This window comes from Wolbachia endosymbiont (group B) of Chorthippus parallelus (assembly GCF_947251815.1).
Taxonomy (GTDB): Bacteria; Pseudomonadota; Alphaproteobacteria; order Rickettsiales; family Anaplasmataceae; genus Wolbachia.
Map to the genome: position 1 here is coordinate 135,609 of NZ_OX366390.1, position 15,222 is coordinate 150,830.

The following is a 15,222-nucleotide window of genomic DNA, read 5'->3' on the forward strand; positions in this document are numbered from 1 at the left end:
CATCATAACAAAAGTTCTAAGTTTGAACTTGAGGTTCTTGCTGACATGAGTGATATAACTGATAAAGCAAAAAGGAAAGTAGGAGCTAGTCTACTAGCAAATTACCGTTATTATCCTAATCCTGTTACTAATCCAGTGAAACTTTATGTTGATGTAGGCTTAGGAGGATATCTTCAAATCGTACCTTTTGGTAGCAGTAAAGGTCCTAAAGATTTGGCAATGGGAGAACCACGAAAAATGAGAAGTATTCTCGGTAATATGTTTGATGTTGTTGGAGATTTCGTTGTAGGACCAAAAACAAAGGAGAAAAAGGATACAAAAAAACCACCAGTGAAAGAAAAACCAAAACCTACAACAAAAGACAAAACAAAACCGCCAATGAAAGACAAACCAACTCCTACAGCAAAAGATGAACTGAAACCACCAGTGGAGGACAAAGTAAAACCTATAACTGAAGAAGAACCGAAACCACCGGTGAAAGATGAAACAAAACCTACAGTAAAAGAAGCAATACCTCCAATGAAAAGAGAAACAAAACTACCAATAGTAGCAGAAAAAGAAATGTTAACTCTAGCAGATAAAATACTGGGTGCTATTTCCTATAAAGTAAAGTTAGGTGTTGATTGTGAAATTATTCCGCAGATAGTTGGCACAGTTGCTATTGCTGCAAGAGGTCAATTAAGTGGCTTTAAACCACCGATGAAAAAACCAGATGCAATCATAGAAGTAGGTATACGTTATAATTTTTAAGCTATGAACACTTTGAATCCTTATATATAGTTGTATGCTCGATGCTATATATGTGCTATTTGCAAAGGTATTCTGTTTATGCTAACATTAAGCTAAACCTTAAGCAATAAAATTAGAAGGATCAACTTCCCGCTGTAAGCAAGCAGCAACTACAGTGTTTATCATAAGAAATGCTATTGTCATCGGGCCAACTCCACCAGGCACTGGAGTAATAGCTTTGACTTTTTCTTTTACTCCCTCAAAGTCAACATCACCCACAAGCTTACTTTGACTTCCTATGTTAATGCTATTTATGCCAACATCAATCACTATTGCACCTTTTTTTATCCAATCTGATTGAACAAAATTTGGCTTTCCAACTGCTGCAACTACTATATCCGCCTTAGAGCAATAATCAGCTAAATCCCTACTTTGTGAATGCAAGATGGTAACAGTGCAATTTTCTTGCAACAATAGGTGAAACATTGGCTTACCCACAATATTTGATCTGCCAATGATTACCGCATTTTTACCGGACAGATTATTTTCAACTGACTTAATTAAATGCAAAGAACCTTTGGGAGTACAAGGTATCAGACAATTTTTTTCACCTTTAACTAACCTGCCAACATTTTCATCATGAAAGCCATCTACATCTTTTTCAACACTTACTGTATTAATTATTCTGCTTGCACTGATGTGCTTTGGTAAAGGTAACTGCACTAAAATTCCATGCACAGATGAATCTTCATTTAATGTATTAACTTTTTCAATCAATTCGTCTTCTGAGATACTATCAGGCAAAACAATAGTTTCAGAACTTATGCCTATTAATTCTGCTTTTCTTTGTTTATTACGAACGTAGACCTGACTTGCTGGATTGCTACCCACAAGAATTACTTTAAGACAAGGAAAAACATTATACTCTTTCTTTAAAATATCAATTTTTTTTGATAGCTCCTCACAGAGATCATTTGCTATTTTTTTACCGTTAATAATAATTGACATTTCCTTGCCACTCCTTGAAGTCAGGTAATGCAATATCAAATAAATTCAATACTTTACCAACAGCATGATTTACAATATCATCCAAAGATTTTGGTTTAATATAAAAAGCAGGCATCGGCGGAGCAACAATTGCTCCCATCTCCGTTAGTTTTAACATATTTCGGAGATGTCCAAGATGTAGTGGAGATTCTCGCACCATAAGAACTAATTTTCTTCTTTCTTTTAGAGTTACATCTGCAGCCCTTGTTAATAGATTGGAAGTCACCCCCGATGCTATTTCAGACATTGTTTTCATAGAACATGGAGCAATAACCATACCTGAGGTTTTAAATGAGCCGCTTGCTATTTTTTCTCCTATTTTTTCTTCAGAATAGTAAAAATCTGCAAGCGATATAATATCTTCAAGTTTTTCTTTAATCTCATGAGCTATAGTTATTTTTCCAGCACTGCTGATCACTAAATGAGTTTCATGATTGGTATTTTTTAGTGCCTCTAGAATCCGTACACCGTAAATAGAACCAGATGCTCCACTTATTCCAATTACAATCCTACTATTCACCTTCGTAATTCATTCCCAATGCACGTTTGTAGGTATCAAGTAATATTTCCTGTTCCTCCCTGTCATCATCATCCATCTTTCTTAGCCTAATAATCTGTTTCATCACTTTTATATCCCAACCTTCATCTGCAGCTTTTGCATATACATCACGAATGTGATCTTGCACATCCCTCTTTTCTTGTTCAAGTTTTTCGATTCTCTCTATATAGCTCTTCAAATCTTCAGCCGTTATTTTTACTGTATCTTCCATAGAACCCAACTAATTAATTGCTACTACAGTATTATCAGTTTTTACTTGTACTTCAATCATAGTAATAATATTTTTATCTTTTTTTAAAATCTTAAAGTAAAAACCGTACATGGAAAACTCTTCATTTTCTTCAGGAATGCGCTCTATCTCGTTTACAATCATACCTGCTAGAGTTGTAGCTTCTTCATCAGGAAGATCCCAATGTAACTGTCTATTAATATCCCTAATAGTAGATTTTCCTTCTATGTGATACATATTATCGGATATCTTTTTTATAAAATTCTCTGTGATCAAATCATGTTCATCTGAAATTTCTCCAACTATTTCTTCCAGTATGTCCTCAAGAGTAACAATTCCCTGAAGGGCTCCGTACTCATCAATAACAAATGCAAGGTGTTTCCTATTTTTACGAAAGTTGTGAAGTTGCACACTAAGCGGTGTACTTTCTGGTATAAACCAAGGCTTTGACATAACTTGGGTAATATCTATTTTATCACCCTTTTCACGTAAGGCATTTATTAGATTTTTTACGTGAACCACTCCGACAACGTTATCTGGTTCTTTTTGCCATAAAGGTACCCTACTATGACTACTAGTCAAAATCTCTTTTATTAACTCTTCTTTGTTTCGATCTATATCAAGAGAAAATAAGTTTCTCCTGTGGGTAATAATTTGCGATATCTCCGTCTCAGCCAAATCAAGTATACTACTTAGCATATCTAAATCCTGTTGTAACATAGTTCCTTCACTGCGATGAAGAGTAATCATATTACGCATTGCATCTGCTGCAGATATTACCTCCCTATTCTTATGAAGCCCACATAACTTCAGAATGAGATTGACAATAAACTGAATGCCTAATGTCAATGGAGAAAGAATCTTGACAAAAAACAGCATAAAATAAGTAGAAAGTAATGTAAATTTTTCAGGATTTTGCATGGCGTAAGTTTTTGGTAACACCTCGCAAAACAGCAAAATACAAAACGTCATCATAGCTGTTGAGAAAAAGATGCCCTCACTTTCAAAGAAATTTATAAATATTGCTGTAAATAAAGCGGAACAAGTAATGTTAATAATTGTATTGCACAGTAGTATTGTTCCTATTGTTAATTCTTTTGTATTCAATAAGCGGTCTATTATCTTAGCTCTTTTATTTCCATCTAGCTTTAGTTTATTAACTCGGGAGCGGCTAATTGAAGTTAACCCTATTTCTGCTCCTGAAAACAAAAACGATAAAATCAACAAGAAGAAAATTGCTGACAATACTGAAATCAATAACCAATCCATTAAAGTATGATGTTATTGCGATATAGAAACAGAGTTGATTTTATATGTTGTAAGAAGCATTTGCAAGTCTATATATCTTTAATATAAAAAAATAAATCATGAAATATATCACACACTGCATTCACATGCATATTCTCAACAACAAGTGGAGGAGTTATTCTTATTACCCTATTATTTAAAATTTTAGTCATTATTAAGCCTTTGTCAAGAGATTGTTTAACAATTTTATCAGCCAAAGGTACTCTAAGCTCTATCCCTATCAATAAACCCTCCCCACGAACTTCTGAAACGATCTTCGGAAATTCTTCAGTCAAAGGCAACAACTTTTCTTTTAGATATTTACTGACCTTCTTAACATGGTCAAAAAAGCCTTCCTTTAGCATTACATCGAGTACTGCATTACCAACAGTCATAGCAAGTGGATTACCTCCATAAGTTGACCCATGAGTTCCTGGAGTGATTGCTTCTGCTATATAATCTTTTACTAAACATGCAGCCAGAGGAAATCCATTACCCATAGCCTTCGCACAAGTGAGCATATCAGGTTCAACTCCTATATTTTGATAGTAAAATAGGGAGCCAATCCGTCCATATCCGCATTGCACTTCATCAAAGCATAAAATTATTCCTTGAGCTTTTGTTATCTCTCTTACTTTTTGAAGATACTCTACGTCCAGTGGATGTACTCCGCCTTCACTTTGTATGGGCTCTAAAAATATGGCAGCTGTTTCGCTATTGATTTTCTTTTCTAATGCTTCAATGTTATTTCTTGGAACTTTATCAAAACCAGAAAGGAGCGGAGCAAAGCCTTCGCGTGATTTTTCATTTCCTCCAGCAGAAATTGCAGCAATACTGCGGCCATGAAAACCTCCTTCAATTGTAATAATTCGATTGCGCTTTTCTTGTCCATTTAAGTAAAAATAACGGCGAATAAATTTAATTGCAGCTTCTGTTGCTTCAAGTCCACTTGAGCAGAAAAAAACTTTATCGGCAAAGGTAAGTTCTGTTAAACGCTGAGCAAGCCTTTCCTGCTGGGGAATAGTAAAAATATTAGAGCAGTGCCACAATGAATCCAGTTGTTCCTTCAGTTTATCTGTAATGTATGGATGACAATGCCCTAGAGAGGTTGTAGAAATTCCTGCAGCAAAATCTAAATATTTTTTACCATCCTTATCGAAGAGATATACTCCTTCTCCTCTAACTATAGAAGCTTCAGATCTATTATAAGCATTAACAACATGACCCATTTAAATATTATCTATACTATGTATTAGAAAGCTTTTCCTTCATAACTAAAAATCGAGCTAATATTTCACAGCTCAACATAAAATTCAGAAAGTTTAATTATGTATAGAAAAGTAAAACTACACCAATTCACACTCAGCAAAAAAGAAAGCTATTTCCCTACGAGCATTCTCTAGACTATCAGAACCATGCACTCTATTTTCACTAATATCATTAGCAAAATCACCCCTAATTGTACCTTTATCTGCCTGTTTTGGATCTGTAGCACCCATGATTTGTCTGTATTTACTGACTGCATTTTCACCAATTAAAACTTGAACTATCACAGACCCAGAAGTCATAAATTCCACCAACTCTTCAAAAAAAGGCCTATCCTTATGAATTTCATAAAACAGCTCTGCTTGTTTTTTTGTCAGCAGCATCATTCTTTGTGCTATAATTTTTAGTCCAGATTTTTCAATGTAAGAATTTATACTGCCTGTAATATTATTTTTTACTGCATCAGGTTTTAATATCGAAAGTGTTCTCTCAATTGCCATATCATTCCCTTATATTAAGATCGTATATTTATAGATTTATTTTATTATAAACTTTGATTTGATAAAAGCAATTTTTCACTTATAGTTAAGAATAAACCATCAAGGAGGTGTTTTATGGGGTGTTGTAATAAAAAAAACAACAAACCAGTCGATCCTAATGTTAAACAATCAATTGAAACTACACTTACTGCTAAAGAATGGGTTAATCAATTCAAGTCATCAATTTTTTGTGGGACAAAAGGATTTTTAACTTTTAATTTGGCATTTTTGAGTTATTTAGAGTATAGCTTACACAATAATACAAAATTAAAAGAAGGCGCTGTTTTTGCAATAAAAAGGAATACTATTCCATTTTTCGAAATGGCTATCATAGTGCCATTTGTTTGTCTTGCATTACCATCTATGATAGGTGGGATGAACCTCATGCATTGTGCGCTTATATGTGCTGCACTGATGGTTGCAACATGTTTTGTTGTGAGAACCTTTTACTTGCGTGAAAAGTTATTGAAAAAAATGACTAATAATGAAAATTATACCGAGGAACAAATAGAGCAGGAATTTAAGAAAGACACTATAAAATTTCCTATCTTTGATAAAAACAGACAGCATATTGAATATAATTCTCCTAATCCAGGACAACTAATGAATGAAAGTCCTCCCTCTCTTTTTGTTAAGGTTTTACTTTTCCCCCTTACGATTTTTCTGAAGGCTCTACAAAGCTGCATAATGATATCTTTGGCTGCTGTTGAACTTCTTGAAGCAGTGCCAAGTTTTTGTGTTGATGTGGTTTTCGATAGAGGCTTTGCATCTACACAGAGTAACATGAAGAGATCTGCTCATCTATTGTATGCCAGTGTAAGAAATTTAGTGCCTGTAACTAAACTTGATGAGTGTGTAGCTGATTTTATAGGCAAACCTGAAGAAAGGTGCTGTCAGTGAAGAAGGCAGTAATCTTATTTAACCTAGGCGGACCTGATTCACTAAGTGCGGTCCGTCCTTTCTTATTTAATCTTTTTTACGATAAAAGAATAATAAATCTACCAAATCCTTTTCGCTTCCTTTTAGCAAAGTTTATCTCCAAAAGGCGAGAAAGTACTGCACAAGAAATATACGAGCACATTGGAGGTAAATCGCCAATCTTGGAGAATACAAAAGCACAAGCTGATGCTTTAGAACTAAAATTAAATGAAGATGGAAACCATGTGTATAAGATATTCATCTGCATGCGTTATTGGCATCCATTTGCTGATGAAGTTGTTAAAAGCGTAAAGCAATTCAACCCTGACGAAATCATTCTGTTACCACTATATCCGCAATATTCAACCACCACAACTCTATCATCCATAGAGAATTGGCAAAAAAATGCCAAACTGGAATGTAACACAAAAACAATTCACCATTATTATGACAATGAAGACTTTATTGAAGCTCATGTTAATCTGACGTCTAAATATTATAAATTAGCTAGCAAAATCGGTAAGCCAAGAGTCCTATTCTCGGCTCATAGCTTACCTCTTAGTATCATTAAAAAAGGCGACCCTTACGCTTCACAGATAGAAAAAACAGTAAAATTAATAGTAAAAAAATTGAATATTGAAGATCTTGATTGGGGAATATGTTATCAGAGTAAGGTTGGCCCTGTAAAATGGTTGGAGCCTAGCACTGAAAGTGAGCTATCACGCGCGAAAGACGATAATATACCTGTAGTTTTATCACCTATATCTTTTGTTTCTGAGCATTCTGAAACACTGGTTGAACTTGATATAGAGTATAAAGCAATTATCAAAGACGGATATTACTTTCGCGTACCAACTCTCAGTACTGATCTCTTATTTATCAAGTGCTTGGCCGATTTATGTTTAGATCACTCTCAAAGTACTGATTTATAGCACTTTTCTTTTTAGATTTTTATAGTATAATATTAAAAAGTTATTATTTTATTATCTACTTATGCCAAAAGGTAAGCCAAATACATTTATAGAAAGTATACATGATGTTCACAATCATGATATTAGAAAGATGTATTGTATTGCAGTAGGTTTAACAGGCATATTGTGTAAAATTTCATTGCAATTCTGTTGCGAGTTTATTGATAACAACAGATCCAATATTTGTACTATATTAGATATTTCTAAGTTCATAAAACTACCAACATCAATAATATTTGCTCTTCATTTTGGTCTCAATTTAGCTGGATATAAATCTAAGAAACCTGCGAATGGTGAAGAGGAAAATAAACCTGAAAAACCAATACAGGTTGTAGGTAACTCAGCGTACTTGGCAAGCTGTATCATAGGAATATTGATGCAGGCAAAAATCATTCATTTCTTAGCTAGAAACAACAAGGATGTAATAAGTTATATTAGCTTAACATCAGCAGTTCTATTTCTATTTTCAGAATTCGTAAGCTGTTATTATAAGTGCGAAGAATATAAGGAAGTGCATAAAAAATATCAAGAAGCATGTAAAAAATACAAAAAGGGTGATGACGAACTTACGAAATGTGAAGCTGAGCTTGCTAAATGCAAGAAGAATGTTATGTTTAGCACATTCACTTTGTCATTGGGCTTGTTAAGCTTCATATTAAAAAGAATGGAACTTCCAACCATACCAATAGACTTGGGTGGTGGCATAATCTATAATTTCAACTTAACTGTTACGGTCAGTTTGATACTAAGCATAGCATATCTAGTATCAAACATCGATAAGTTTGTCAATCAACCTAATAATGGTACTGATCCTTCTACTGGACTTGATGACGCTCACCATATTCAGCATAATGGCAGCATTGTAGAAATTAATTATTAGAGATGAAAAGACTTAATTTCTACTGCCAATGCTAGCACTGCTAATTTGCTAACAATATTCCAAAGTGGCAAAGTTTTATTTTCTTGGCTGATGTCATAAAATTCACAGTCAGTGGAATTCAAGCTAGAATATACATCTTTCCTGCTATTACATCGGTATAAGTAACATGTTGGAGTATCTCCTATATAGTATATTAGCGGTTCTGCAGAACTACTTTTAAATATGTCAATAGTTGGTACACCTTCTTGTATAATAACACTATTGATTGCTATTCCTTCTTTTATCTTTTTCATTTTATGACGCTTTTTTTTATTGAGATTTAATATTTCCTTTCCACTTGTTGCTGTTATAATGCCCATTCCATATGTGCCATTGCTTGCTTTGATAAAAACGTAAGGTTGTGTTTTTATTTCATATTCCTCATATTTTTTTTGCACTAGAGATAATATTTGGTCAACTTTAGTCGCTACTGCTCCTAGTGATGAATCATCATTAAAGTCAACTCCATTACAGCTTTCTGTAAGCACAGAAATAAGCCATGGATCCATTTTAAATTCGCCACAAAATTCGGACACTAATTTTTGATAGATTTCAAAATATTGAAATTTCTGCCTACTGTGCCAGCCATATAATGGACTTGGCACTATCTCTTGTTTTACGTTTTCTAGTGTGTCTGGAATGTGGCTAGTCATATCACGGTTCAGTATAATAACATCAGGCACAAATCCTGAAGTTGTCTTCAGCAAAGAGTTTTCTTTCACAACAGTTTCATACTGTTCTATTAAATTGTACGTTTCATTATGAAAGAGGCCAATTCTAGTTTCAAAACCTGCGAGTTGCAGTACTTTCTCTATAACAAATACGTTTTCTATATACATTTTATTTCGTGTGTAATTCTCCGGTATTATAAGAGTCTTTTTATATTGTTTTGTTTCAAAATAACTTTTTATTAGTTTTGCTGCTGTTGCTCTTGATGTCTCACTTAGATTGTTGAACCCTGCAGGAAATAAATTAGCGTCCACTGGGGCAATTTTGTAGCTGGAGTTTCTAAGATCTATAGAGCTATAAAATGGCAATGTAAGGCCGTTAAATTTTGCCTCAAACCAATTATTTATACTTTTTTCCAAATCTGGGCGAATTATGTTTTGCATCTACACTTTAAATGTTATAAGAAAAGTACTATATTATAAGTTATAATCTTAATATAATATAACGAATTAAAATAACAAAAAAATGATTCATCATGACAGCAGTAAAATGTATGGTACTACTATACTATCAATTAGAAGAGACAAAAATGTAGTAGTAATAGGTGATGGGCAAGTCTCGCTAGGCCATACCGTTATAAAATCTGGAGCAAAAAAAGTTAGGCGTCTTTCTGGTGATTCCGTAATTGCCGGTTTTGCTGGAGCAACAGCTGATGCATTTACTCTCTTCGAAAGGCTAGAATCTAAACTTGATAAGCACCCAGGACAGTTAATGAGGGCATGTGTTGAACTTGCAAAAGACTGGAGAATGGATAAATATCTAAGAAAATTAGAAGCTATGATGATCGTGGCAGACAAGTCCATTTCATTGGTCATTACAGGAACGGGTGATGTTCTTGAACCTGAAGATGGCATTGCAGCCATTGGCTCTGGAGGAAATTTTGCTTTATCTGCAGCAAAAGCTTTGATTGACGTTGAAGGAATATCAATAGAGGAGATTGCAAAAAAGGCTATGAAGATAGCTGCCGATATATGTGTTTATACAAACCATAATCTAATTATTGAAAAAATAAAGGAGTAATATGTCAAGAACTTTGTGTACCAATTCTTCTGGTCAACCTGTAGTAGGTCAATCTGATAATAATGATGACTGCAATAAAAAAAACGGCCTCTATGAAAATGAAGGTATAGAAAGTAGCAGCATCCAAAGCTCACAAGCTTTATTAGATGATCTACCACCACAGAAGATAGTTAAAGAGTTGGATAGATTTATAATCGGGCAGAATGACGCAAAGCGCGCTGTTGCTATTGCACTCAGAAATCGTTGGCGTCGAAATAAAGTCCCACTTCCACTACGTGAAGAGATTATACCTAAGAATATACTCATGATAGGCCATACGGGAGTTGGTAAAACTGAAATAGCTCGCCGTTTAGCAAAGCTTGCTGGTGCACCTTTTATAAAAGTTGAAGCAACGAAATTTACTGAAATAGGATATGTTGGACGTGATGTTGACTCGATAATACGTGATTTAGTTGATGCAGCAATAGTTTTAGTTAAGGAAAAAGCACGTAAAGCCTTAACTAAAAAAGCTTTAGGTTTGGCTGAAAAGATAATAGTCAACTCCATGGTTGGTGAAGATGCAACCGAGGAAAGCAAAAAAGTTTTCAGAGAAAGACTGAGAAATAAGGAATTTGAAGATGGAGAAGTTTCTATTAACGTCAGGGAGAGCAAGGGTATGTTACCCACTTTTGATATACCTGGTATGCCAGGTGGGCAAATTGGTGTGATGAACGTAACAGAAATCGTGGGCAAGATGTTTAATGGGAGCAAAAAAACAAAAACTATTACAGTTAAAGTGAAAGAAGCACGTGAAATATTGATTAATGAAGAAAGCGAAAGGTTAATGGATGAAGACAAGATAATCAAAGAAGCGATTGATCTTGTTAGCAATGAAGGCATAGTATTTTTAGATGAAATAGATAAAATTGCAGCACGTACAGAAATAAAAGGTGAAGTCAACAGAGAAGGAGTGCAGCGCGATCTGTTACCATTACTTGAGGGAACAACTGTTTCAACTAAGTATGGCCCCGTAAAAACAGACTATATATTATTTATTGCATCTGGTGCCTTTCATTTATCTAAGCCATCTGATCTTTTACCAGAATTACAGGGTAGATTGCCAATTAGAGTGGAACTTAAGGCGCTTACTCAAGAGGATCTAATAAAAATATTAAAGGAACCAGAATCTAGTTTGTTAAAACAGTATATAGCGTTAATGAAAACGGAAAATGTAACACTTGAGTTTACTGATGATGGTATAGAGACTATAGCTGAAATAGCATTTACAGTTAATAGAGAAGTGGAAAATATAGGTGCAAGAAGACTTCATACTGTCATGGAGAAGCTTTTGGATGAAATAAGTTTTATCGCTTCTGAAAAAAATAGTGAAAAATTTGTTATAGATAGCAAATATGTAAGAGATAAACTAGAGTCAATTTCAAAGCAGCTTGATTTATCTAAATTTATACTTTAGAGGAAGCCTACTTTAAGTAATATAGAGCATTCAAGAGGTTTTATTTTTTCTTACTTCGTAATTCTTTAAGCTATTTTTCAATAGTAGAATTCAAGCTTAAATCAATTATTGAGATATTTTCTTCATCAAAATCTATTTCTTTTATTAATATACCAGTTAAAAGATCAGGTGGAGAAAGAACTGTTCTTTTATTACCAGCTCTCATTCCCACAACTCCAAGTTCTATAGCAAGTGGTATTTTTTTGTCACCAACCTTAAACTGCACTATTTGATCTTTGATTATATACTCACCATTATGTCTCTTTATGCTATATTGAACTGATATCTCATCGCCACATTTTACTCGCTTTCCAGTTTTGTTAATTAAGTCATTAAAAATCATCAGGTTATTTACTGAATCGGGATATTTATCTTTTACTTCAATCAGTTTGATGTAATAAGAGTTAAAACTCATTTTGTTGTCATCAGCAGCAATAGTAACTACACGCTCTCCGCCTTCTTTCATACCTATTACCCCTAAACTCACTTCTTTTAAGTAATCCTGACCTATTTTCAAATTGACATCAGTCGGAAGTAGCGTTGCTAGGTTGTTGGAGACTTTGTACATTTGTAGCAGAACTTCTTGGCCACAGAAAACTTTACTGCCACTACCTTCAGTAATTTCATAAAAGTTTATCATCTCTTCTTCTTTTTGCTGTGTTATTTCTTCTAAATATTCTGCTAACCCATGCTTTTCAATATAACGATCAAGAGCTGATTCAAGTATCGGCCTGACCAAATAACTTGCTATCATCTGTGTCAAACCACCATGTGTAGCATTTATTTCGTAAAGCTTTTCCCTTTTCTCTGGTTTATCTTTGTTTATATAAACAATCGTAATTATAAAAGCAGAAGCTAAAGTGAGAATCATTACTACAGAGATAAACATTTGTAATATAATTTTTCTAACCATCTTTTTTTACTTGATTCAATAAATCATATAAGTCACTAGTATTCCCTGAAAGCGTACTTAAATTATCTGAGGCCTGTTTAAAGAGACTATCTATATAGTTTTCCATTTCATTTTTTCCAAGCACGGACATTAAATTGTTTGTTTTATCTTGCTCATAATCTTCGATATCATCCTTGGCTTGAAAAATAAGCCCTAGATTTATTCCATAGTTATATAATGCTTCCCGCTCCTTGTCTGTAGCGCCTCCTATTATAGCCCCTATTTCACATGAAGCTGCAAATAGTTTTGCAGTTTTCATCAAATGAATTTCTTTTATTTTGTCAAAATCTGCACCTATATCTAAAATCTGCCCTCCCACCATTCCCTTCATTCCTATTGCTTGAGAGAGCACTTTTATGATCTCACAATTTAACAAAGATAATACCTCAAAAGCCAGGGTAAGTAATGCATCTCCGGCCAGTACTGCTGTTGCTTCACCAAATTTTTTGTGGCAGCTTGGCTGGCCTCTGCGGGTGTCACTGTTATCCATACATGGCAGATCATCGTGAATGAGGGAGTAAGCATGAATAAATTCAATTGCTGCTGCTGCTGTTATTGCTTTTTCAACCTTTATGTTGAATATCGACGAAGATGCTATAACTAAAAAAGAACGTATATGTTTTGCAGGAGCAAGAAGCACATAACGCATAGCTGATATAAGTTTATTCTCGCTATTTTCAGGTAAGAGCTTATTCACTTCTACAACAAGCAAATTTTTTGTTGTTTCGTCTAGCATTTTTAAATTTATTAACTATCGAGTGCTAAGAGATAGGAAGTTTTTAATAGTTTATATAATCATAAAAGCTATTGCAAACATCAAAATTTCTTATAACATCAGAGAATAGGTTATTTTTTAGTAAGAAATGAACGAATTGGCAAAAAGCACTAGAGAAGATATAGAAGAAAAAGTAAAGAAGATTATACTAGAGCACATCAGTAAGGATGTAGAGGGATTTAGTAGTTCTTCAAAGCTTTCAGACCATGGCACAGATAGTTTAGATGCAGTTGAAATAATCATGGCAGCTGAAGAAGAATTTGGTATAGAGATTCCTGATGAAGATGCGCAAAAAATGGAAACTATGGAACAGATAGTTGAATATGTAGTAAACAAAGCAAACAATTGATGTTGAATGAGCAAAAGAGTAGTAGTTACCGGTGTTGGCTTAATTACTCCACTAGCAGCAGATGTTAATAACACCTGGTTAAAGCTGAAAGAAGGTAAATCTGGCATAAAAGCAATCAGTACAGATAGGTTCAACTCTTCTGATCTTGCTTGCAGGGTTGCAGGACAGGTATCCTACAACGCTGAAAGCTGTTTTAATCCGCTAGATTATATTTCTGAAAAAGACCTAAAAAGAACAGATCGTTTTATTCACTACGGAATTGCAGCAGCTGTTCAGGCAGTAGAAGATTCACTAATTTTGGAAAATAAAAATATTAATAAAGAGCGAATAGGTGTAGCTATTGGTTCTGGTATAGGTGGTCTTCCATCAATTCAGGAAAATGTAATTACCATGCAGGAGAAGGGGCCTAGACGTGTTAGCCCATTTTTTGTTCCTGCAAGTCTAATAAATTTGATATCTGGTCATATTTCTATTAAATACGAATTTATAGGTCCAAATGACTCAGCGGTTACTGCATGTGCAACAGGTGCGCATGCGATTATAAACTCAGCAAGAGCTATAAAACTCGGTGAAGCTGACATTATGATTGCAGGCGGAGCAGAAAGTGCGTTATGCAGAGTTGGAATTGCAGGTTTTGCATCGATGAAGGCGCTATCAACTAAATTCAATGATAAGCCTGAAGAGGCCTCAAGGCCATGGGACGAAGAACGCGATGGATTTGTCATGGGCGAAGGGGCAGGTATATTAGTTCTGGAAGAATATGAACATGCAAAAAAAAGGGAAGCAAAAATATATGCAGAACTCACTGGATATGGACTCACAGGAGATGCGCACCACATCACAGCACCACATCCAGAAGGAAGAGGCGCACTGAAGGCAATGGAACTTGCTTTAAGGAGTGCACAAGTAAGCCCAAGTCAAATTGGGTATATCAATGCACATGGGACTTCAACAACACTTGGGGATAAAGTTGAAGTAATAGCAATGAAGCAGTTATTCGGTGACTATGCCTATAAAATACCTGTTTCCTCGACTAAATCTTCTATAGGACATTTACTTGGTGCCGCAGGAAGTGTTGAAGCAATATTTAGTATCCTTGCATTAAACAATGGAATTGTTCCACCAACTTTAAACCTACACAAACCTTCAGAAGGGTGTGATTTAAATTTTGTACCACTTAAAGCTCAAGAGCATAAAATTCAATATGCGCTTTCTAATTCATTTGGTTTTGGTGGTACCAACGCGTCTCTCATCTTTGGAAAGGTGTAGTTAATTATGCTATTTTGAATCGACTACGAAAATGTTATTCGAGTAGCTGAAACTGGAATCCAGTTAAATTGGTCAGCATAAAAGTAATGTTGAAATATAACATTTTGATGATGAAGAAATGGATCCCAGTGTCAGCTACTTGAATGACAGAAGAAGAAAAAGCAAAATTTTG

At 34.5% G+C, this 15,222-nt stretch carries 16 protein-coding genes and 1 pseudogene; 8 read left to right on the forward strand and 9 right to left on the reverse strand.

Features of this window, described 5'->3' with window-relative positions:
• Window positions 1-576: 576 nt before the first annotated feature.
• Window positions 577-750 (forward strand): annotated as a pseudogene (locus tag OPS21_RS07960) (cell envelope biogenesis protein OmpA); the annotation flags it as partial.
• Window positions 751-849: 99 nt separating this feature from the next.
• On the opposite strand, the gene folD reads toward OPS21_RS07960, so the two are convergent.
• The 6 genes from folD to ndk all read right to left on the reverse strand — a co-directional run bounded on the left by folD (window position 850) and on the right by ndk (window position 5,617).
• Complete coding sequence (gene folD / locus OPS21_RS00695) at window positions 850-1,737, reverse strand: bifunctional methylenetetrahydrofolate dehydrogenase/methenyltetrahydrofolate cyclohydrolase FolD (protein ID WP_264336355.1); 888 nt, start codon at window positions 1,735-1,737, stop codon at window positions 850-852.
• Window positions 1,721-2,296, reverse strand: coding sequence for a UbiX family flavin prenyltransferase (locus OPS21_RS00700; RefSeq protein WP_264336354.1), 576 nt, complete (start codon window positions 2,294-2,296; stop codon window positions 1,721-1,723). Before OPS21_RS00700 ends, folD begins: the two co-directional genes overlap by 17 nt.
• The gene (locus tag OPS21_RS00705; RefSeq protein ID WP_006014634.1) at window positions 2,289-2,546 is read right to left on the reverse strand and encodes a DUF2312 domain-containing protein; all 258 of its coding nucleotides are present in this window, start codon (window positions 2,544-2,546) and stop codon (window positions 2,289-2,291) included. The genes OPS21_RS00700 and OPS21_RS00705 overlap by 8 nt, the downstream gene beginning before the upstream one ends.
• Window positions 2,547-2,555: 9 nt before the next feature.
• A complete protein-coding gene (locus OPS21_RS00710) occupies window positions 2,556-3,833 on the reverse strand; it encodes an HlyC/CorC family transporter (protein WP_026092656.1) in 1,278 nt (425 codons plus the stop codon).
• 68 nt (window positions 3,834-3,901) lie between these two features.
• Window positions 3,902-5,080, reverse strand: a complete 1,179-nt coding sequence (locus tag OPS21_RS00715; RefSeq protein WP_264336353.1) for an aspartate aminotransferase family protein — start codon at window positions 5,078-5,080, stop codon at window positions 3,902-3,904.
• Window positions 5,081-5,197: 117 nt separating this feature from the next.
• A complete protein-coding gene (gene ndk / locus OPS21_RS00720; protein ID WP_264336352.1) occupies window positions 5,198-5,617 on the reverse strand; it encodes a nucleoside-diphosphate kinase in 420 nt (139 codons plus the stop codon).
• Window positions 5,618-5,731: 114 nt separating this feature from the next.
• On the opposite strand from ndk, the gene OPS21_RS00725 reads away from it, so the two are divergent.
• From OPS21_RS00725 to OPS21_RS00735, 3 genes are all read left to right on the forward strand, one after another.
• Window positions 5,732-6,556, forward strand: a complete 825-nt coding sequence (locus OPS21_RS00725) for a hypothetical protein (RefSeq protein ID WP_264336351.1) — start codon at window positions 5,732-5,734, stop codon at window positions 6,554-6,556.
• Window positions 6,553-7,506, forward strand: a complete 954-nt coding sequence (gene hemH, locus OPS21_RS00730; protein ID WP_264336350.1) for a ferrochelatase — start codon at window positions 6,553-6,555, stop codon at window positions 7,504-7,506. The genes OPS21_RS00725 and hemH overlap by 4 nt, the downstream gene beginning before the upstream one ends.
• Window positions 7,507-7,567: 61 nt before the next feature.
• Window positions 7,568-8,425 (forward strand): hypothetical protein, encoded by an 858-nt coding sequence (locus OPS21_RS00735; protein ID WP_264336349.1) that lies wholly within the window; start codon window positions 7,568-7,570, stop codon window positions 8,423-8,425.
• Here the strand turns inward: OPS21_RS00735 and gshA are convergent.
• Complete coding sequence (gene gshA, locus OPS21_RS00740) at window positions 8,422-9,576, reverse strand: glutamate--cysteine ligase (protein ID WP_264336348.1); 1,155 nt, start codon at window positions 9,574-9,576, stop codon at window positions 8,422-8,424. The genes OPS21_RS00735 and gshA overlap by 4 nt on opposite strands.
• An 82-nt stretch (window positions 9,577-9,658) precedes the next feature.
• Between gshA and hslV the strand changes: the two genes are divergently transcribed.
• Together hslV and hslU are read left to right on the forward strand one after the other, a co-directional pair.
• The gene (gene hslV / locus OPS21_RS00745; protein WP_026092657.1) at window positions 9,659-10,213 is read left to right on the forward strand and encodes an ATP-dependent protease subunit HslV; all 555 of its coding nucleotides are present in this window, start codon (window positions 9,659-9,661) and stop codon (window positions 10,211-10,213) included.
• A gap of 1 nt (window position 10,214) precedes the next feature.
• Window positions 10,215-11,666 (forward strand): ATP-dependent protease ATPase subunit HslU, encoded by a 1,452-nt coding sequence (gene hslU, locus OPS21_RS00750; protein ID WP_264336347.1) that lies wholly within the window; start codon window positions 10,215-10,217, stop codon window positions 11,664-11,666.
• A gap of 70 nt (window positions 11,667-11,736) precedes the next feature.
• Here hslU and OPS21_RS00755 read toward each other — a convergent pair whose 3' ends face one another.
• Complete coding sequence (locus OPS21_RS00755; RefSeq protein WP_007302172.1) at window positions 11,737-12,618, reverse strand: FKBP-type peptidyl-prolyl cis-trans isomerase; 882 nt, start codon at window positions 12,616-12,618, stop codon at window positions 11,737-11,739.
• Window positions 12,611-13,393: a polyprenyl synthetase family protein gene (locus tag OPS21_RS00760; RefSeq protein ID WP_006014603.1), complete on the reverse strand. Its 783-nt coding sequence runs from the start codon at window positions 13,391-13,393 to the stop codon at window positions 12,611-12,613. The genes OPS21_RS00755 and OPS21_RS00760 overlap by 8 nt, the downstream gene beginning before the upstream one ends.
• Before the next feature lie 127 nt (window positions 13,394-13,520).
• Between OPS21_RS00760 and acpP the strand changes: the two genes are divergently transcribed.
• Window positions 13,521-13,781, forward strand: a complete 261-nt coding sequence (gene acpP, locus OPS21_RS00765) for an acyl carrier protein (protein WP_007302173.1) — start codon at window positions 13,521-13,523, stop codon at window positions 13,779-13,781.
• Between the two features lie 6 nt (window positions 13,782-13,787).
• On the forward strand, window positions 13,788-15,050 hold the full coding sequence (gene fabF, locus OPS21_RS00770; RefSeq protein WP_264336345.1) for a beta-ketoacyl-ACP synthase II: 1,263 nt from the start codon (window positions 13,788-13,790) through the stop codon (window positions 15,048-15,050).
• The last annotated feature ends 172 nt before the right edge of the window (window positions 15,051-15,222 follow it).